Annotated in this window: 18 protein-coding genes; 6 read left to right on the top strand and 12 right to left on the bottom strand. The window is 64.9% G+C overall.

Features of this window, described 5'->3' with window-relative positions; translation table 11 throughout:
- The first annotated feature begins 3 nt into the window (after window positions 1-3).
- From fabG to gmk, 6 genes are all read left to right on the top strand, one after another.
- Window positions 4-741: a 3-oxoacyl-[acyl-carrier-protein] reductase gene (gene fabG / locus N2603_RS25335; RefSeq protein ID WP_018645369.1), complete on the top strand. Its 738-nt coding sequence runs from the start codon at window positions 4-6 to the stop codon at window positions 739-741.
- A gap of 315 nt (window positions 742-1,056) precedes the next feature.
- Window positions 1,057-1,296 carry an acyl carrier protein gene (locus N2603_RS25330; RefSeq protein ID WP_008130699.1) on the top strand — a complete coding sequence of 80 codons (240 nt, stop codon included), beginning with the start codon at window positions 1,057-1,059 and terminating at the stop codon, window positions 1,294-1,296.
- A 109-nt stretch (window positions 1,297-1,405) separates the two neighbouring features.
- Entirely contained in the window at window positions 1,406-2,671 is a 1,266-nt protein-coding gene (fabF, locus tag N2603_RS25325; RefSeq protein ID WP_018645371.1) for a beta-ketoacyl-ACP synthase II, read from the top strand.
- Between the two features lie 125 nt (window positions 2,672-2,796).
- A complete protein-coding gene (gene mltG / locus N2603_RS25320; RefSeq protein WP_260384278.1) occupies window positions 2,797-4,077 on the top strand; it encodes an endolytic transglycosylase MltG in 1,281 nt (426 codons plus the stop codon).
- A gap of 113 nt (window positions 4,078-4,190) precedes the next feature.
- The gene (locus N2603_RS25315) at window positions 4,191-5,078 is read left to right on the top strand and encodes a YicC/YloC family endoribonuclease (protein ID WP_260384277.1); all 888 of its coding nucleotides are present in this window, start codon (window positions 4,191-4,193) and stop codon (window positions 5,076-5,078) included.
- 3 nt (window positions 5,079-5,081) lie between these two features.
- The gene (gene gmk / locus N2603_RS25310; RefSeq protein WP_260384276.1) at window positions 5,082-5,741 is read left to right on the top strand and encodes a guanylate kinase; all 660 of its coding nucleotides are present in this window, start codon (window positions 5,082-5,084) and stop codon (window positions 5,739-5,741) included.
- Here the strand turns inward: gmk and N2603_RS25305 are convergent.
- The 12 genes from N2603_RS25305 to lptF all read right to left on the bottom strand — a co-directional run bounded on the left by N2603_RS25305 (window position 5,674) and on the right by lptF (window position 18,289).
- Entirely contained in the window at window positions 5,674-6,873 is a 1,200-nt protein-coding gene (locus N2603_RS25305) for a hypothetical protein (protein ID WP_260384275.1), read from the bottom strand. The two genes, gmk and N2603_RS25305, sit on opposite strands and share 68 nt — an antisense overlap.
- 1,109 nt (window positions 6,874-7,982) lie before the next feature.
- Window positions 7,983-8,204, bottom strand: coding sequence for a hypothetical protein (locus N2603_RS25300; protein WP_260384274.1), 222 nt, complete (start codon window positions 8,202-8,204; stop codon window positions 7,983-7,985).
- Window positions 8,205-8,260: 56 nt separating this feature from the next.
- Window positions 8,261-8,437, bottom strand: coding sequence for a hypothetical protein (locus N2603_RS25295; RefSeq protein WP_018645378.1), 177 nt, complete (start codon window positions 8,435-8,437; stop codon window positions 8,261-8,263).
- A gap of 225 nt (window positions 8,438-8,662) precedes the next feature.
- Window positions 8,663-9,079: a hypothetical protein gene (locus N2603_RS25290; RefSeq protein ID WP_018645380.1), complete on the bottom strand. Its 417-nt coding sequence runs from the start codon at window positions 9,077-9,079 to the stop codon at window positions 8,663-8,665.
- 201 nt (window positions 9,080-9,280) lie between these two features.
- Window positions 9,281-9,508, bottom strand: a complete 228-nt coding sequence (locus tag N2603_RS25285; RefSeq protein ID WP_018645383.1) for a hypothetical protein — start codon at window positions 9,506-9,508, stop codon at window positions 9,281-9,283.
- Window positions 9,509-9,590: 82 nt separating this feature from the next.
- Entirely contained in the window at window positions 9,591-10,649 is a 1,059-nt protein-coding gene (locus N2603_RS25280) for an alcohol dehydrogenase (RefSeq protein ID WP_260384273.1), read from the bottom strand.
- Window positions 10,650-10,671: 22 nt separating this feature from the next.
- Window positions 10,672-11,529 carry a 16S rRNA (adenine(1518)-N(6)/adenine(1519)-N(6))-dimethyltransferase RsmA gene (rsmA, locus tag N2603_RS25275; protein ID WP_260384272.1) on the bottom strand — a complete coding sequence of 286 codons (858 nt, stop codon included), beginning with the start codon at window positions 11,527-11,529 and terminating at the stop codon, window positions 10,672-10,674.
- On the bottom strand, window positions 11,529-12,542 hold the full coding sequence (gene pdxA, locus N2603_RS25270) for a 4-hydroxythreonine-4-phosphate dehydrogenase PdxA (RefSeq protein ID WP_260384271.1): 1,014 nt from the start codon (window positions 12,540-12,542) through the stop codon (window positions 11,529-11,531). The genes rsmA and pdxA overlap by 1 nt, the downstream gene beginning before the upstream one ends.
- A complete protein-coding gene (locus N2603_RS25265; RefSeq protein ID WP_026312377.1) occupies window positions 12,542-13,468 on the bottom strand; it encodes a SurA N-terminal domain-containing protein in 927 nt (308 codons plus the stop codon). The genes pdxA and N2603_RS25265 overlap by 1 nt, the downstream gene beginning before the upstream one ends.
- A gap of 68 nt (window positions 13,469-13,536) precedes the next feature.
- Window positions 13,537-15,918 carry an LPS-assembly protein LptD gene (locus tag N2603_RS25260; RefSeq protein WP_260424251.1) on the bottom strand — a complete coding sequence of 794 codons (2,382 nt, stop codon included), beginning with the start codon at window positions 15,916-15,918 and terminating at the stop codon, window positions 13,537-13,539.
- Window positions 15,919-16,025: 107 nt separating this feature from the next.
- Window positions 16,026-17,123: an LPS export ABC transporter permease LptG gene (gene lptG / locus N2603_RS25255; RefSeq protein WP_260384270.1), complete on the bottom strand. Its 1,098-nt coding sequence runs from the start codon at window positions 17,121-17,123 to the stop codon at window positions 16,026-16,028.
- Window positions 17,120-18,289, bottom strand: coding sequence for an LPS export ABC transporter permease LptF (gene lptF / locus N2603_RS25250; protein WP_018645393.1), 1,170 nt, complete (start codon window positions 18,287-18,289; stop codon window positions 17,120-17,122). Before lptF ends, lptG begins: the two co-directional genes overlap by 4 nt.
- Window positions 18,290-18,619: the final 330 nt, after the last annotated feature.

Raw genomic sequence — 18,619 nt, 5'->3', positions numbered from 1 at the left:
TCGATGTTCGATCTGACTGGCAAAAAGGCGCTCGTCACCGGCGCGACCGGTGGCATCGGCGGCGCGATCGCGCAGGCGCTGCATGCGCAGGGCGCCACCGTTGCGATCTCAGGAACGCGCAAGGAGGTGCTGGACGAGCTTGCCGGCAAGCTCGGCGAACGCGCTCACGTGCTGCCCTGCAATCTCTCCAAGGCCGACGAGGTTGAGGCGCTGGTGCCCGCCGCGGAAGCGGCGATGGGGCAGGTCGACATTCTCGTCGCCAATGCCGGCATCACGCGCGACAACCTCTTCGTGCAGCTTCGCGACGAGGACTGGGAGGAGGTCATCAACGTCAATCTGACCGCGACCTTCCGCCTGGCGCGCGCCGCCACCAAATTGATGATGCGCAAGCGCTTCGGCCGCATCATCGCGATCACCTCGGTGGTCGGCGTCACCGGCAATCCCGGGCAGGGCAATTATACTGCATCGAAGGCGGGCCTGATCGGCATGATCAAGACTCTCGGTGCCGAATACGCCAAGCGCGGCGTCACCGCGAACTGCATCGCGCCCGGCTTCATCAAGACGCCGATGACGGATGCGCTGAACGACAAGCAGCGCGAGACGATCCTGACCAAGGTTCCGGCTGCCCGTCTGGGGACGCCCGAGGACATTGCGGCGGCCGCCGTCTACCTGAGTTCGAACGAAGCAGCCTACGTCACCGGCCAGACCATCCACGTCAACGGCGGCATGGCCATGATCTGAAGCCCTCGTTCCGCACCGCCCACATGGGCGGCCCAGGATGCGGCAAACGGCCGTTTCCGGAGCGAAATGAGGCTTGTAGTCAAGGCTATTGAAGTATGATAACCGGACCTTCAACGGATGGGCAAAGAACGCCATTGCAGGTTTTTGAAACCCTGTATATTGGCGATGCGGAGCCTTGGCCGTCGTTCGCCGGGCCCTGCATCGGTTGAGATGGGGCCAAATCTAAAGTTCGTAAGCAAAGGCAAGTAACACGACCACGACGGCTCGTATCGTCCCGGGGGGTCGGGTCTACAGGGAACAACACGAGGTTAAGCAATGAGTGACATTGGCGAGCGGGTTAAGAAGATCGTGGTCGAACACCTTGGTGTTGAACCCGAGAAGGTTGTCGACGCTGCGAGCTTCATCGACGACCTCGGCGCCGACAGTCTGGACACCGTCGAGCTGGTGATGGCGTTCGAAGAAGAATTCGGTTGCGAGATTCCAGACGACGCTGCGGAAACGATTCTCACCGTCGGCGACGCCACGAAGTTTCTCGAGAAGAACGCGAAGAGCTAAGGCTCTTCATTTTCGCGGGGACAACAGTTGAAACCGGACGGGCCGCTTCGCAGCGGCCAGCCGGTTTCTTGTTATTGGCCGTGAATCTTTCGATGCGGAGTTTTCGGATATGAGGCGGGTTGTCGTCACTGGTCTCGGCATGGTGTCGCCACTCGGCTGCGGCGTCGAGCCAACCTGGAAACGTATCCTCAACGGTGAGAGCGGTGCGCGAGCGATCGAGAGCTTCGATGTCTCCGATCTGCAGACCAAATACGCCTGCACTGTCCTGCGCGGCGACGGCTCCAACGACAGCTTCAATCCTGACAAATGGATGGAGCCGAAGGACCAGCGCAAGGTCGACGACTTCATCGTCTTCGCCATGGCCGCCGCAGGCCAGGCGCTCGATGATGCCAACTGGCATCCCGAATCCGAAGAGGACAAGTGCGCGACCGGCACCATGATCGGATCGGGCATTGGCGGCCTCAACGGTATCGCCGACACCGCGATCCTCCTGAAGGAACGCGGACCGCGCCGGGTGTCGCCGTTCTTCATCCCGGGCCGCCTGATCAATCTCGCCTCCGGCTACGTTTCGATCGCACACGGGCTGAAGGGACCGAACCATTCGGTGGTCACGGCCTGCTCGACCGGTGCGCATGCGGTGGGTGATGCCGCCCGCCTGATCGCGCTCGGCGATGCCGACGTCATGGTCGCCGGTGGCGCCGAATCGCCGATCAGCCGCATCGGCATTGCCGGCTTCAATGCCGCGCGCGCGCTCTCGACCGGCTTCAACGAGACACCGGAGAAGGCCTCGCGTCCCTACGACAAGGACCGCGACGGTTTTGTCATGGGCGAGGGTGCCGGCGTTCTGGTGCTCGAGGAACTCGAACACGCGCAACGTCGCGGCGCCAGGATCTACGCCGAAGTGATCGGCTATGGTCTGTCGGGCGATGCCTATCACATCACGTCGCCGTCGCCCGATGGCGATGGCGGTTTCCGCAGCATGTCGGCGGCGCTGAAGCGAGCCGGCCTGACGCCGTCCGATCTCGACTATATCAACGCGCACGGCACCTCGACGCCACTTGGCGACGAGATCGAGCTCGGCGCGGTCGAGCGTCTGCTCGGCAATGCCGCCTCCAGGGTTGCGATGTCCTCGACCAAGTCGTCGACCGGCCATCTCCTCGGCGCTGCCGGCGCGATCGAGGCGATCTTCGCCATTCTCGCGATTCGCGATAATGTCGTGCCGCCGACCATCAACCTGGACAATCCGTCGGTCGAGACTGCGATCGATCTCGTGCCGCATAAGGCGAAGAAGCGCGAAGTTAATGTCGCGCTGTCGAACTCTTTCGGTTTTGGCGGCACCAATGCGTCGGTGATCGTCCGGCGCTTGGCCAGCTAGTTTGCGTTTGAAACAAATCCACCGTTTTGCCGTATTCGGCGATAGTCATAGAAGTGGGCGCGTGCATTTGGCTGGGCAAGCGATTGTCAGGCCGCGATTGAACCGGCAGGATTCAGGTTGCTTCGATGAGTGAAAGGCCGCCCATTTCGCCCCGGAGCCCGCGGGCAGCGCTCGAGCCCGAACAGGTTCCGCCGCCGCCGAAGCGATCGGAGCGCGCGCGCAACCCCTTCGTGGTCGTCGGCAATGCCATCATCACCCTCCTGCTGATCGCCATGCTCGGCGCCGGCGGCGTGTATTATTACGGCCGGCAGGTGCTGGAAGCACCCGGGCCGCTGAGGGAAGACAAGATCGTCAACATCCCGCAGCGTGCCGGCAAGCGCGACATCGCCGAGACGTTGAACAAGGAAGGCGTGACCGACGTCAATCCGTGGGTGTTCATCGCCAGCGTCGCCGCGCTGAAGGCGAGCTCGGACCTCAAGCCGGGTGAGTATTCGTTCCAGAAGAACGCATCGCTGCGCGACGTCATCGCCACCATCGTCGAGGGCAAGGTGGTGCAGCATGCGGTCACGATACCGGAAGGCCTGACCTCCGAGCAGATCGTGGCGCGGCTGTCCGACAACGACATCTTCACCGGCAGCGTGCGCGAGCTGCCGCGCGAGGGTACGCTGCTGCCCGAGACGTACAAATTTCCGCGCGGCACCACGCGCGAGCAGGTGATCCAGCGCATGCAACAGGCGCACAAGCGCGTGCTGGCGGAGATCTGGGAACGCCGCAATCAGGATGTTCCGGTCAAGACTCCCGAGCAGCTGGTGACGCTGGCCTCGATCGTCGAGAAGGAGACCGGCAAGCCGGACGAGCGCAGCCGCGTTGCCGCGGTGTTCGTCAATCGCCTGAGGCAGAAGATCAAGCTGCAGTCCGATCCGACCATCATCTATGGCCTCGTCGGCGGCAAGGGCACGCTCGGACGTCCGATCAAGCGCAGCGAAATCACGCAGCCTTCGCCCTACAACACCTATGTGATCGACGGCCTGCCGCCGGGCCCGATCTCCAATCCCGGCCGCGCCTCGCTGGAAGCCGCCGCCAACCCGGCCCGCACCCGCGACCTCTATTTCGTCGCCGATGGCACCGGCGGGCATGCCTTCACCGAGACCTACGACGCGCACCAGAAGAACGTCGCCAAGCTGCGCGCGATGGAGAAGCAGATCCAGAACGACACGGTTGAGCCGGCCGAGGACGCGCAGCCCCCGGCGGCCGCCGCGCCCGGCGCCGCCGATGCGCCCACCGCGACCACCCCCCGTCCCAATCAGCAGAAGAGGCCGCCGGCGACGCGCCCGGCCAATCCAGCCAATCCCGCACCGGCCCGGCAGGGCGCGGTGCAGTCCTCGCCGCCGGTGGTCCAACGTTAGGCAGCGCAGACCTGCCTACGGGACTTTGCGGATTCCACTTTCCTGCAAAATAGTCTTAAGATTCGCGTGGCTTGATGCCTCGCGAATCCTTTCGTTCCGGAGAATCTGACCTGATGGCGCTGTCGTCCATGACCGGCTTTGCCCGAAGCCACGGCGCGAGCGGGTCGTACACGTTCGAATGGGAATTGAAGTCGGTCAACGCCAAGGGCTTTGACCTCAGGGTGAGGCTGCCGCAGGGGTTCGATGAGCTCGAGGCCCATGCCAAGAAGCGCGCCGGCGAGCTGCTCTCGCGCGGCACGGTCTACGCCAATCTCACCGTCAAGCGCACCAATGCGGCCGCCACGGTCCGCATCAACGAGGACGTGCTCAATGCGGTGCTGAAGGCCGCCGCGCTGATCTCCGGCAAGGTCGATGCCGTGGCGCCGAGCATCGACGGCCTGCTCGCCATCAAGGGCGTGGTCGAGGTCGCCGAGCCCGAGGGCGACGAGGAGGAGGACAAGGCGGCCCGTGCCGCTGCCGCGGAGGCCTTCGACAAGGCGCTCGACGAGCTCGTCGCGATGCGCAAGCGCGAGGGGACCTCGCTCGGCCAGATCCTGACCCAGCGGGTCGACGAGATCGAGACGCTGGCGAAGAAGGCGGAAGGCGCGCCCGGCCGCAAGCCCGAGGCGATCAAGGCGAGGCTCGCCGAGCAGATTGCAACCCTGCTCGACACCTCCGACCGTTTCGATTCCGACCGCCTGATGCAGGAGGCGATCCTGATCGCGACCAGGGCCGACATCCGCGAGGAGCTCGACCGCATCGCCTCGCATGTCGCGCAGGCGCGCGAGCTGATCGGCAAGGGCGGCCCGATCGGGCGCAAGCTCGACTTCCTGGCGCAGGAGTTTCACCGCGAGGTCAACACCTGCTGCTCGAAGTCGAACGACATCGAGCTGACCAATACGGGACTCGCCATGAAGAACGTGGTCGAGCAGTTCCGCGAGCAGGTCCAGAATCTGGAGTGATCGATGACGACGGGCGGTCACGGAACTGACGGTGTCGAGCGGCGCGGCTTGATGTTCGTGCTGTCCTCGCCGTCGGGCGCGGGCAAGACGACACTGTCGCGTCTCCTGATCAAGCAGATGCCGGGCCTGCGAATGTCGGTATCCGCGACCACGCGCGCGATGCGGCCGGGCGAGGTCGATGGGCGCGACTATCTGTTCGTCGACAAGGCCAGGTTCGACGCGATGGTGAAGGCCGACGAACTGCTGGAATGGGCGACGGTGTTCGACAACAGCTACGGCACGCCGCGCGCACCGGTCGAGGCGGCGCTGTCGTCGGGGCAGGACGTGCTGTTCGACATCGACTGGCAGGGCACGCAGCAGCTGCGCGAGAAGGCGCGTGCGGACGTCGTCAGCGTCTTCATCCTGCCACCCTCGGCGGCCGACCTCGAGAAGCGGTTGCATTCGCGCGCGCAGGATTCCGACGAGGTGATCCGCAAGCGCATGAGCCGCGCCAGCCACGAGATGAGCCACTGGGCCGAGTACGACTACATCGTCATCAACCACAATGTTGACGAGGCCTTCGCCGAGGTGCAGTCGATCCTGAAGGCCGAACGGCTCAAGCGCGAGCGGCGGACGGGCCTCGTCGGCTTTGTGCGAGGGCTGCAAGCTCAGCTTCAGGGCTAGGCTCCGACAGTCGCGGCCCTTCCTTCAGCAGCCGTTCCAGCATCGTCGTGATGATGTCGATGTCGACCGCATCCTGATTGCGGTCATCATGTTTTTCGGCGGCAGCGTTATCGGCCTCGTTCGCAGCCAATCGGGGCGCACGGGTCTCGATCTCGAACTCCCTGTCGAACACCGGGATCTCGTCCGCATCGCGCTGCGCGGCCTCAGTAACGGCCGGCGGCTCGTGCGCTTCGATCGCGTCGATCCCGCGATCGATCGCGGCAAGTTGCACGGCCTGCGGACGCACGGCATCGAAGTCGACCGGGCGCGGCTGCCGCGCGCGCGGCGTGGCCGGCATCTCCTTGAGCCAGGGCGCGCGATCCTGATTTCGGTGCTCCCGATCGTCCCAATGCACGCGGCGGTGTTCGTTCGCCTGGGCGCGGAAGCGCCCGCCGGCGAAGCGGTAGATGACGCTGGCGAGGATGCCGGCGAGCGCCAGCGCGCCGCCGATGACGAGCAGCAGCATCTGGAGCGAGCCCGTCGGCTTGTCGACGCTGCTGTCTGCCGCGGCAAGTGCCATGGAGGGCGAGGATTTTGATGGCTTTGCGCTCGGCTGCGCGGCGGCAACCGCGGTCGGTGCCGGCTCCGGCGCAGGCGGGGTAGATGCTGCGGAGACATCGGGCCAGGGGGCGGCGCTGGCGGGTTGCTGCGCGTTGCCGTCCGCCGTCTGGTCGGAGGATTGTTGCGGCGGTGTCGCGGTTGCGGCTTGTGCAGCCAGGGCCGGCGTCTTGACGGCCGCAGCGCTCCGGGGCGTCGGATATTCGGCGCGTGCGTCCTGAACCGGATGTTGCTGCGGCGCCGGCGACTCTGCCAACGGCGTATCGCTTGTGGCCTGCGCAGTCTGCACGAGCTTCGCGCTGTCCTTGCCGCCTTCGGCACGCAGATACCAGCATTGCCGCTTGGTGCCGCGCTCGACGCGATAGTGCCAGTGCTGCCCCTGCGGCGCGGAACCCTTCGGCGAGGCGAGGCAGTCGCTCGCGCTACCGGCGGTGCTCGATGCGGTGGGCGCGTTCTGCGACACGGCAGCGAGTGGTGCGCCGGCAATGATGCTGCCAACAAGCGCAGATACGAATTTCGCGGTTCGGTTGCCCATCCTGGTCTCCCGGTTACGCATTACGCAACTCTTAACCATCCCTTTCTCGTCAAAGAGTTGGGTGGCAATGAGCCGCAAATCCGGAGAGGATGTGGCCTGAATTGGGCTCGGCGCGCGTTCGTTCCGCCGCGCCGCCGACCTTTTTCGGCCGCGTTATTGCTTGGCTGAGGTCCAGGTTCCCGAGAAGCGGAAGGTGGCGATAGGAACCCCTCGCATTGCAGTTCCCATGGCATCGCGTTCTCGCGGCAACTCCTGCCCGAGCCTTGCTGTCGCTTGCCGCCCGTTGGATGCCAAAGGGCGCAGGGAAGGCCGGGCGCCGGCCGGCACCCGCAGATCCGTGCGCTACGGAAGATGCACACGGGGTGGATCACAGGTGATGCCGGTCGCTCGGCCTTCCCTGCGCGGATGGTTTTAACGGTGTCCTTCGTGCTCTCCCCGGGGAGCGATGCACTATTGCCCCCGTCGCCTTGCAGATGACTGATGCGCGCACCCGGTCGGGCCGCCAGATCACTGCAAGCCTTGACGCACAGACCCCGGGCGTCAGGACCACACGACTTCTCCGTCCGCGGACGGCTTTGCCGATCATCAGAGGCTGGCGCGTGCTCACCCAAGATGACCAACACAACCGCTGTAACTGCACCGTGTCGTACCGCGTCGCGTGAGACTCACGGTCGCCCGCCCTGTCATCACACCGATCGCGCCGGCGCTGCCGCGTCCACCGCCATCCGGCCCGCATCTCGTGACGGTCGCGAACGCCCCTTTGGCAGGGCCAGGATGATGGGTGTATGCCACAAATCCGAAATTCGGGAAAGTGGAATATTTTTGCGAGGAGGGATTGACGGGTGTTTTGCCCAACGCCTCGCGAGGGGGCGAGGCTTTGGGCAGGCTCTTGCCACATCGTCATTGCGAGCGCAGCGAAGCAATCCAGAATCTTTCCGCAGCGGCAGTCTGGATTGCTTCGCTGCGCTCGCAATGACGGAGAGAAGGCGGCATCGTGATACGGCAAGCCGCGACCCCGTCGATGCCCCGCAACTTTGTCCCGGGCGGAAGCCTAGGTGAGTGATGGGTTTCGCAAGGGCTCAACCCATCCTACTGAATATCGCAAGTGCCTACTTCCACACCCGCGCCAGCATCAGCGCCAGAAACCCCAGCACGGTGCTCACGAGACCCACCATCGCGTAGGATTGCGCAAACACACCGGTCTGAATGAAGACCTGTGCCGCGATGGCGAAGCAGATGGCGGCGAGAAGCAGGCAGGCGCAACCGACGATGATCGACAGATAGCGTATCGCAGCTGCGACCGGCCGTGCGGGGAATGCGGGATCGCTCATGCAAATGACACCGGCATTGATGACTGGAGGTTCCGGTTTCGACGTGCGCGGAGAGATCAGTCGCGTGCGCAGCAATCGACCAGTGCGCGCCAGATGCGTTTGACCTCGACGGTCCTCTCAAGCTCGAGGACGTGGTTCTCGCTCACCTGGGACGATGTTGTCTCCTGGCGCGGTTCGCGCGGCGCGATCCAGCGCTCGGAGATGGGATCGTACCACTTGCCCAGATTGGTCAACTCGTTTCTCCTCTTTTCGATCCCCCGATCTTTTCGATCCCACATGCGTGATCGTTTGTCCCACGCGCCCGCTACCGGTGTTTTGCGTGATCTTCGGAGCAGGCGGCGCCTGCTCTTGTCATCGGCTCCGACCCGGTCGTCGCCTTGATGGAGAGCCAACGCGCTGGCGGCGCGCGACGTTCCAATGTCGCGCGCGAAGTGGAATCTGCGAAGAGAATCTAGGCGCTAGCGCTTCGGCGCGTTCCGATCATCGGACGAGGATTCGCCGGCCGTCGTGCGCTCCTCGCGCGTGCGGAGGTCTTCGGACACCGTCTCCAGCGATCCTTCGCCGTTTTCGGCTTCGGGCGGCTGGCTGGGCTTGCGGTACTTGTTGACCAGCCGCTTGATGTCGTCGACCGCCTGGAGCAGCGGCGGCGTCAGCGAGAACAGCGCGCCCATCGCAATGGCAATGATGGTGTGGCGAAGCGAGACCTTCTCGTCCTCATCGAAAGGATAGGCGTTCGGCTCGATGGCTGCCGGTGCGAGGCCGGCCGATGAGCGCGAATGATTCGGCTTCCGCGGCTTGCGCGGCGGCATCATGATGACGACGAACAGCACGTTGATCAGCAGCCAGATGCCGAAGATGATGAGAAAAGTTCGCATTCAGAAAACCAAAAAATAACGCGGCGTCGGCCTAAACCGCCATTGAACGGCCATTCACGGGCCGATGCAAGTTGTGGTTTTCGCGGCGGCAAGTCCCGGTCGAGTGAGGCATGACGAAATCACTATCGGAATCCGGCAAAACCCTGGAGCGGCCAGTGGAAAGCGATGGCTGCGTGGGAGAGGGCGACGTTGTGCCGTCGGTCACCCGAAGCGCACGTCCTGCGGCCGGCTCCTGGCCACGTGCGCGCGCCAGGCGTCGATCGCCCGGTTCGCGAGCAGCAGCTGCCGGCGTTCGCCGGTCCTGAGCTGAGCTTCAATGAAGTCGAGAAGAAAGTTCGCAGTCTCGTCCGGCGCGCCGAGCTCGCCGCTCTGCTCCAGGCAGCTCCAGGCAATGAAGAATGCGCTCTCGACAGTGCAGCGGATGGACATGTGCTGCCAACGCAGCGCGGGCGTCGGCGTTCCGCGGCGAGACCTTTGATCTCGCCGCAGGGAGGCTCAGGTTCCTCGCATCCTAGTTCTTCAGCACAATGCGGCCGACGACCTTGCCGGCGCGAAGCTCGTCGATCCATTTCTGCACGTCGCCCATCGGCTCCTCGCGCATCGGCGTCGGCTTGATCTTGCCGGCGCGGGCGAGCGCCATCAGCTCACGGCCTTCCGCGAGCGTTCCGACCATGAAGCCTTCGACGGTCAGGCGCTTGTAGACCCATTGCACCATCGGCAGCGTGAACTGGCCGCCCATCAGGCCGGAGACCACGACCTTGCCGCCGCGCGCGGCGACCGCGACCGCAAACGCCATCGACTTCTCGTTGCCGGCGAAATCGACGACCTCGTCGAAGCCGCCCTCGGTTTCTTTCAGGATGCGCTTGATCACGTCGGGCTCGGACGGATCGTAGGCGACGGCCGCGCCGTTCTTCAGCGCGGTCTCGCGCGCGGCCGGTGAGAGGTCGGCGACAGTGATCGGCTGCTTGAACATGGCCTGCGCGAACGACAGGCCCATCATGCCGACGCCGCCGAGGCCGATCAGCAGCAAATTGCGCTGGCGCGGACGGTCGACCAGGCGCTTGAGCGCGCCGTAGGCGGTGACGCCCGAGCACATCAGGGTCGCGGCCTGGTTGACCGGCAGGGGATCGTAGTCGAGCAGGTATTTTGCGTCAGGCACCAGCACATGGGTGGCGAAGCCGCCGTCGATGGAGACGCCGAGGAAGCGCTGCTTGGCGCAGAGATTCTCGTCGCCATTGGCGCAGTCGCGGCACTGGCCGCAGCCGATCCAGGGAAACACCGCCTTCTTGGTGCCGACGAGGCCGGCGGGCACGTCGGGACCGACTTCGTCGACGATGCCCGCGATCTCGTGGCCGAGCGTGAAGGGCAGCGTCATGCCGCGCGTGGTGTCGAGCTTCTTGCCGCCGCCGAGATCGGCATAGCCGTCCTGGATGTGCAGGTCGGAATGGCAGAGACCGCAGCGCTCGATGCGCACCAGCACTTCGCGTCCTTGCGGCTTCGGCGTGTCGACGATGGTCTCGCACAAGGGCGCGTCGAACTTGACCAGGGACTGCCTGCGCATCAACGCCATATTCCTTCCTCCGAAATTCCTATTATTGAGCCTCGCTGCGTATATCCGCCAATTCACGGGCCATGGCAACAAAGCCCGATATCGGGATCGTCTCGGCGCGCCGCGTCGCATCGACGCCGGCCGCCGCGGCGAGCCGTGCAGGATCGACACCCAGTGATTTCAGGCTTTGCCGCAGCATCTTGCGGCGCTGGCCGAAGGCGGCGGCCGCGACCTGCTCGAGCAGCTTGCGATCGCAAGGCAGCGGCTCTGCGCGCGGCTTGAGGCGCACGACGGAGGAGGTGACCTTCGGCGGCGGCACGAAGGCGGACGGCGAAATGTCGAACAGGATCTTGGTCTCGCAGCGCCAGTTGGCGAGCACGCCGAGACGGCCATAGGCCTCCTCGTCCTCGCGTGCGACGATGCGCTCGCCGACCTCGCGCTGGAACATCAGCACCATCATGTCGTACCAGGGCGGCCAGGGTTCGGTGATCAGCCAGTTGATGAGAAGCTGGGTCGCGATGTTGTAGGGCAGATTGGCGACGATCTTTGCGCGCTCGCCTGCGAGCCGCGGGCGCGGATCGAAGGTCATGGCATCGCCGTGGACGATCTCGAGCCGGCCGGGATAGCGCCCGGAAATATCCTGCAAGGCCGGGATCGCGCGCTCGTCATGCTCGATGGCGATGACGCGCCGGGCCCCGAGCGCGAGCAGCGCGCGCGTCAGTCCGCCCGGGCCCGGGCCGATCTCGACGATCGTGGAGTCCTCCAGCGGCGCGGCCGCACGCGCGATGCGCGCGGTGAGGTTGAGATCGAGCAGAAAATTCTGACCGAGCGATTTGCGGGCCGACAGCGCGTGCTGGCGAATGACCTCGCGCAGCGGCGGGAGGTCGTCGATCGCGCTCATCAGGTTTTCGCAGCCGCCATGCGGCTTGCAAGCTTCAGCGCGGCAATCAGGCTTGCGGGGTTCGCTTTACCGGTGCCGGCGATGTCGAAGGCGGTGCCGTGATCGGGCGAGGTGCGGATGAAGGGCAGGCCGAGCGTGACGTTGACTGCGTCGTCGAAGGCGACGGTCTTGATCGGGATCAGCGCCTGGTCGTGATACATGCAGACCGCGCAATCATAGAGGTTGCGTGCGGCCTCGTGGAACATGGTGTCCGCGGGCAGCGGGCCCCTGGCCTCGATGCCGTCATTGCGCAGAGCTTTGAGCGCCGGCGCAATCACCGTCTGCTCCTCATGGCCGAGCGAGCCGTCCTCGCCGGCATGCGGATTGAGGCCGGAGATCGCGATGCGCGGCCGCGCGATGCCGAAGCGGGATGTCAGCTCGGTCGCGACGATGCGCACGGTCGAGACGATCAACTCGCTGGTCAGCTGGCTCAGCGCCTCGCGCAAGGAGACGTGGATGGTCACCGGCACCACGGCGAGCCGCGGTGACCACAGCATCATCACCGGCTGCGGCACGCGGCCGTCCTCAGCGGCGAGCTCGGCGAGGAATTCGGTGTGGCCGGGATGGCGGAAGCCGGCGCGGTAGAGCACGCTCTTGGCGATCGGATTGGTGACGACGGCGCCGGCGCGCCCCTCGCGGACATCCGTGACTGCCTGGCGGATCGAGGCGAGCGCGGCGGGCGCGCTTGATGCGTCGGGCTTGCCGGGCTCGGCCGTCGCGCGCTCGCCGGTCGCGACCACGGGCAGGGCCTCGGCGAAGGCGGCCACGGACTCGCTGGCGCTCACCGGGACGATCCGGATCTCGGCGCCGAGCGCTTTGGCGCGTTGCGCGACGAAGGCTTGGTCGCCGAGCAGATAGAAGGCGGGCAGGTTCAGCTCACGGCGGCGAAGCCAGGCCGCAATCGCGATGTCGGGGCCGATGCCCGCGGGCTCTCCCAGGGTCAGGGCGAGGGGCTTGATCGGGGCGTCGGCCATCAGCGGTTGCGATATTCGATCATCGCCGCCTTGCGGAGCTCTTCGAGATAGGCCTTCTGGGTCTTCTCGTACTTCTCCTGGTACATCTTCTCGCGGACCTCGCGCTTCTTCGGCGTGTCGATCATGGTCGGCTTGCGCGAGCACAGCACCACCATCTCGATGCCCGCCTTGGTCACCTCCGGCGCCGTCAGATGGCCGATCGCCGTGTCGTCGAGCACCTTGCGCAGCGTTTCGGGCAGGTCCGCCGTCGTCTTGGTGACGGCCTCGCGAATGGTGGCGTTCGGCGTCGAGCGGAACAGCGAATTGGCTTCCTCGCAGCTGCCGACGCGGGAGCGATATTGCTCGGCTTCCTTCATCCGCGTCTCCTGGAAGGCCGGGGACGAGCCGCGCGGCACGATCAGCACGATCGGCTGCATCTTGTATTCGGTGCCCTCGATCTGCAGCTTGTCGCCGGTCTGGGCCTGCACGGCCTGCGCGACGTCGCGCTCGCCGACCATCAGCTTCTCCTTGAAGCGGCCGCGCACGAGGCTGGTCCAAACCATCTCGGCCTTCATGCGGCCCTTCAGAGTTTCAGGGCGGACGCCCTTGGATTCGAGCGACTTGGTCAGCTGATCCGGCGAGATGCGCATGCGCTGCGCCATGCCCTCGAAGGACTGGTTGACGTCGCTGACACCGGGATCGACGCCGTATTTCTTGCCTTCCTTGAGCTTCACCCTGTCGTCGATCAGCTCGTTGATGACCTCCTGCCGGCCTGGGGTCTTCTGCGTCGTCAGCTGGTCGAGCTTTGCGCGCTGGTCGATATCGAAATCGGTGATCGGATCGCCGTTGACCATGACGACGATGTTCTGCGCGCGCGACGGCGTGCCGGCCAGAAGCAGGGCGGCGAGGACGAAGAGGAGGCGGAACAGAGGCAAGGCAGTCGTCATGGATCTCGCTCGCATGTCAGCCGCGGTGAACCTGCGATTGGGACAACGCGGCCGGCACTTCAAACCGTTTACTGGAGGCCGCTGGAACTGCTGGTCGTCGACGAGGTCGCCAGCGTACGCAGCCCGAACGTGAACATGTACGCATGGTTCAGCACTGGCGGCGCAGCGCCTGCCGAATAGCTATACGAAGTTACATAGTTCGCCGCCAGCACGAAGCAATCGTCGACATAGCCGGCGCCGAGCACATACTGGTTGATCTTGTTGGCCTCGAGGTCCCAGCGCGCCGAGCCCGACACCACCCAGTTGGACGCGACCTTGAGCGAGCCCGAGGTCAGGATGCCCTCGCGGCGCGTCAGATAGCCGAGTTCCGGCTGCGGCGCGTAGTTGCCGTACAGCACGCTGACCGACCAGCGGTCGAAATTGGCGCGGCCTTCCGCCTCGAAGCGCTGCACGTTCCAGGTCTGCTCGTCCATGCGGGAGCGGACGCTGAAGGTGTAGGTGCGGTTGGGCGAGTAGCTGGCGCTTGCCACGTAATCCGAGCGCGGCTTGTCGAGACCGGAATCCAGACCCGTGTTGATGGAGTCCCGGACCGCGAAGGAGTTCAGTCCGAATAGCTGGTAGGACTCGCCGAACAGCACCTTGACGGCGCCGCCCCTGTCGAACTGCGTGGTGGACTGCACGCCGACATTGGCGCGGCCGCCGCCCTCGACGCGGTCGTAGCCGGAGAATTTGTCGACGCTGAACAGGTTCGAGGCGTCGAACACCATGCTCTGCGCGTCCTCGTTCGGCAGCTTGCCGGCATAAGTCTCGTTCGGACGGATGATGATCTGCGCGATCGGCTCGATGGTGGTCGAGCCCCAGGGCTGAACGTTGATGAAGGGGTAGCGGTATTCGAGACCGACGGTCGGCATCAGGCGGAATGCCTGGGTGTCACCGACCGGCAGATAGTTCGATACGCCCGGCTGATTGGAGACCGAGGAATTGATCGCGTCGGCGCGCAGGCTGGCGAACGGCGTCCAGATCTGGCCGAACGGATCGGTATAGGACTTGCGCCACTGCGCTTCCGCGGTGAGGCGGGTGTAGGTGCCGGGGAAGCCGCGCAGCAGGCACTGCGACGGCGTGCGCGCGAGCGGATCGGCCGAGGCGGTGGTGCACAGGCCGTTGGTGTTGGCGAGCGTCGTGATCGGATCGAACACCGCGTTTTCGCGCGACAGGTTCACGAAATTGGTCTTGTAGCTGAACTCGCCGCCGAAGACCGGATAGTTGAGCACGTTCGAGTAGTCGATCACGGGGTAGACGACCGGGACCTTGTCCTGGTTGCCCGAGTAGCTCAGCCAGTACATCGTGCGAGCGTCGAAGAAGCTGCGATTGCCGACGCCGGTCAGATAGAGCTGCGACAGCGCGTCGGTCGGCAGGTTCAGGAACGAGCCGAGCGGGTCTTTGTAGGCCGCGAGGCGATAGTCCGAGAAGAAATAGTAGTCGGACATCAGGACGCCGTCCCAGCCCCAGACCCATTTGTCGTTCAGCGCGAACTGACCCTTGGTGTCGACGGCGCCGCGGAACTGACGGTCGCCGGGCTGGCCGGCAAAGGCGCCGGGGTCGAGCTGGTCGATGCCGTAGGCCCGGATCTGGTAGGCGCCGTCGATCAGGCGCTGACGGAATTCACCCTGCACCAGCACGCCTTGCCGCGACAGGAAGCGCGGCGTGAAGGTTGCGTCCATATCGGGCGCGATCGCCCAATAATAGGGAACTTCAGCGCCGAAGCCGGTGTTCGTGGTGCCGGGGAAGTAACCGGGCATCAGGAAGCCGCTCTTGCGCTTGACGGTCGGATCAGGCGTCGAGAAATAGGGCATGTAGGCGATCGGCACGCCGAAGAACTCGAGCTGCGCCGTCTCGAAATACAGCATCTTCTCCTGCTGGTCGTGGATGATGCGGGCACCCTTGACCTGCCACAGCGGCGGCTTCTTCGGATCGTCCTTACACGGCGCGCAGGCCGTGTAGACGCCGTTGTCGAACACCGTGTAGTTGCCGCTGGAGCGATCGGCGCGGCTCGCGGCCATGCGGGTCTGGTCGGCGGTGTCCACGCGCAGCGAATCGACGAAACCGTCGCGGTAGTCGTCGGAGAGATCCATGATCTCGGCGTAGGTGATCTTGCCGTCGGCATCCGTCATGCGGATGTTGCCTTCGGCATGGAGCCGCTTGGTCTTCTGGTCGTAGATGACCCTGTCGGCCTCGACGCTGGTGCCGTTGTAGAACAGCTGGACGTTGCCGACCGCGGAAACGCGCGAATTGTTGTAGTCGTAGTCGACCTCGGTCGCCTGAACCAGCATCTGGTTGTCGTTGGCGACCTTCGGCGGCTTCGGGCGCGGCGGCAGCGGATTGTAGGTGAAGCTCTGGGCGGAGGCGGGGGCCACGGCGGCAACATCCACCAGCCCGCCGAGCGATGCCATGGCGGCAACAGCGAGCAGGAGCCTGCGAATAGACAAGCCGCACCCGTTCGCGCGCACCACAGTACGCCGCGTCAAACGAGACACGCGCCCTCGTTGGACGGCAGTCACTAACCGTCCTCCTGATAGAGCAAGGCCAAAAAGCCGGTGAGGCCGCCCACAACAACGGGCAACCACGCCGCAGCGATCGGATGCATCAACTCAGCCTTGCTCAAGTCCTCAGTTACTTTCGACAGAACGTAGAGCAGAAAGCCTGCGCCCACGCCACTCAAAACCATCTTCTGCACGCCGCCCATCCGGAAGAAGCGCAACGACACGGAGGCCGCGAGCATCACCATGGCGGCGAGCAAAAACGGCTGCGCCAGGAGCTTCTGATACTGGAGTCGATATCCCGCTGTCGCGAAGCCTGAGCTTTCGGAGGAGCGGATGTAGCTCGGTAGTTGCCAAAAGGACACAGTCTCCGGTGTGGAAAAGCTGTTGCGGACCTGGGCCTCGGTCAGCGTCGTCGGAATCTCCAGGCTGGCCTGGTCGATCGGCGGCGCGTCCAGCGAGAAGCGGCGGACGCCCTTGAACAACCAATGGCCCGCCTCGAGCGTGGCTTCGCGCGCCTCGACGCGTTCCTTGAAGTGCTGCTGTGTGTCAAACCGGAACAGCGTGAGTCCCGTGAGCCGGATGCCCTGCTGCTCGCTGCGCGCCGCGTTGATGATGGTCTGGCCGTCGCTGGTCACCTGATTGAGCCAGAAGCCGGAGGCATCCTGGATGCCGCCGCCGGGCGCCGAGCCGAACAGCTCGGCCTCCATGCGCTTGGAGAGCTCGCGCAGATTGGCCGACATCGGATTGTAGGCGACGGTGGCGACGACCCCGATCAGGAGCGCGCTGCCGAGCGCCGGCGCGATGAACTGCCAGGCCGAGATGCCGGCGGCGCGCGCAACCACGAGCTCGAGCCGGCGGGAGAGGGCGAGATAGCAGGTCATGGCGCCGATCAGCATGCAGAACGGCGTCAGCTTCTCCAAGAGCTGCGGCACCCGGAACAGCGAGGTCTCGGCCACCATGATCGCGGAGGCGGATGCAAGGCCGGAAGTCTTGCGCACCATCTCGATGTAGTCGACCAGCACCAGCAGCAGGAAGATGCTCGCGAACACGCCGAGCGCCGCGACGACGAAGCGGCCGGCGAAATAGCGCCCGAGTGTGTTGGTGAGCATGCTCATGCGGTGGCCGGCCGTCCGAACAGCCGCGCAATGCGCGCGTTGGACTTGTTGATGGCCTCCATGAGGCGGGGAGGCAGCTCGACCACGATGCCGCCGATGATCATCCACAGCCCGATGCCGATGGCGCCGACGACCATTGCGTACTGAACGAACACCGCCTCCGGCGATTTCACCGCCATCACCGAGCAGGCGAAGCCGGCCATGCGCAGGCCGAACACCGCGAGGATCGAGGAGCCGATCGAGAAGTTGCGGCTCTGGCGGGTGGTGCGAGGCGCACCCAGGAACGCGAAGGTGAGCACGGCAAAGGCGAAGGGATAGACCGGAGCCAACAGGCTGTCATGCAGGGCCGAGCGGAACTGCCCGGGAATCTGCTTGTAGACGGGATCATCCTCGGCCGGCGAGAACAGCTCCCAGAGATAGCGCTCGCGAATCCCGAGGGTGACGTCGCGGCCCTGGCCCGAGAATTTCGACATGTCGAAGCCGTAGCGGCCGAACGCCACCAGCGCGGGATCGCGCTTGCCGGCCTCGAAGCGCTGGAGATTGCCATCCTTCAGCACCAGGAAGGAGCCGTTCTCGTTCTTCACGACCTCGCCCTGCTCGGCGACGATCGAGACGCGCTCATTCGGATCGCGGCGGTCGTCGATGAAGATGCCGGCAAGGATGCCGCCGGGCTGCCGTTCGCGAATCCGGATCGTCAGGTTCTTGTCGAGCTGGGCGAAGCGGCCGGGCTGGAGGATGTTGGTGAGCACGTCGGCGGTGATCTCGGCGTCCCACTGCTTGATCCGCCGCATGCCGTCGGGCGCCAGATACGCCGCGATGAAGGCGACCAGCAGCGCCACCACGCAGGTGGCGTAGAAGAACGGATAGAACAGCCGGAACGGCGAGAAGCCGGCGGCATTCATCACGATGATCTCGGAATCGGTCGCGAGCTTGTTCAGCGTGTGCGAGATCGCGATCATCAGCGCGATCGGCGAGATGATCAGGACCAGCGCCGGAATGACGAGGCTGGTGATGCCGAGGAAGGTGAGGATGGTCTGACCCTGGCTCGTCATCAGGTCGATGCCGCGCAACGCTTGCGTAATCCAGATCACGCCGGTGAGGCTGACCAGGACGAGCGCAAACGACGCCAGCGTCGTGCGGAAAATATACCTATCGATCGACCCCATGCGCTACCGCACGAATCCCACCAAGCCCCACTGCAGGCCGGAACTCCGGCTGTCCAACCAATCCCCGATCAGGGGATCCCCAAGGTTGGCCAACCACCGCTTCCGCCGGCTTACTCTCTCACTACCATCCCTTTGATCCGTCAACAAAATGGCTGCCCCGTGGCACCCTCAATATATGGTTAATATTTCGCGCGTTGTGGCCTGGCGGCCACGGCGGTGCTTGGCATCTGCCGGGCCGGTGGCCCATAGTAGATAAAGTCCAGTGAATCGCCGTTCAGCTCCGGCCTGTGGCCGGGACCGCCGAACGGCAAAAAGCCCCATGTTTTGGAG

The sequence above is a fragment of the Bradyrhizobium huanghuaihaiense genome (assembly GCF_025200885.1).
GTDB classification, from domain to species: Bacteria; Pseudomonadota; Alphaproteobacteria; order Rhizobiales; family Xanthobacteraceae; genus Bradyrhizobium; species Bradyrhizobium huanghuaihaiense.
This window is presented reverse-complemented; position numbering and strand designations above follow the sequence as displayed.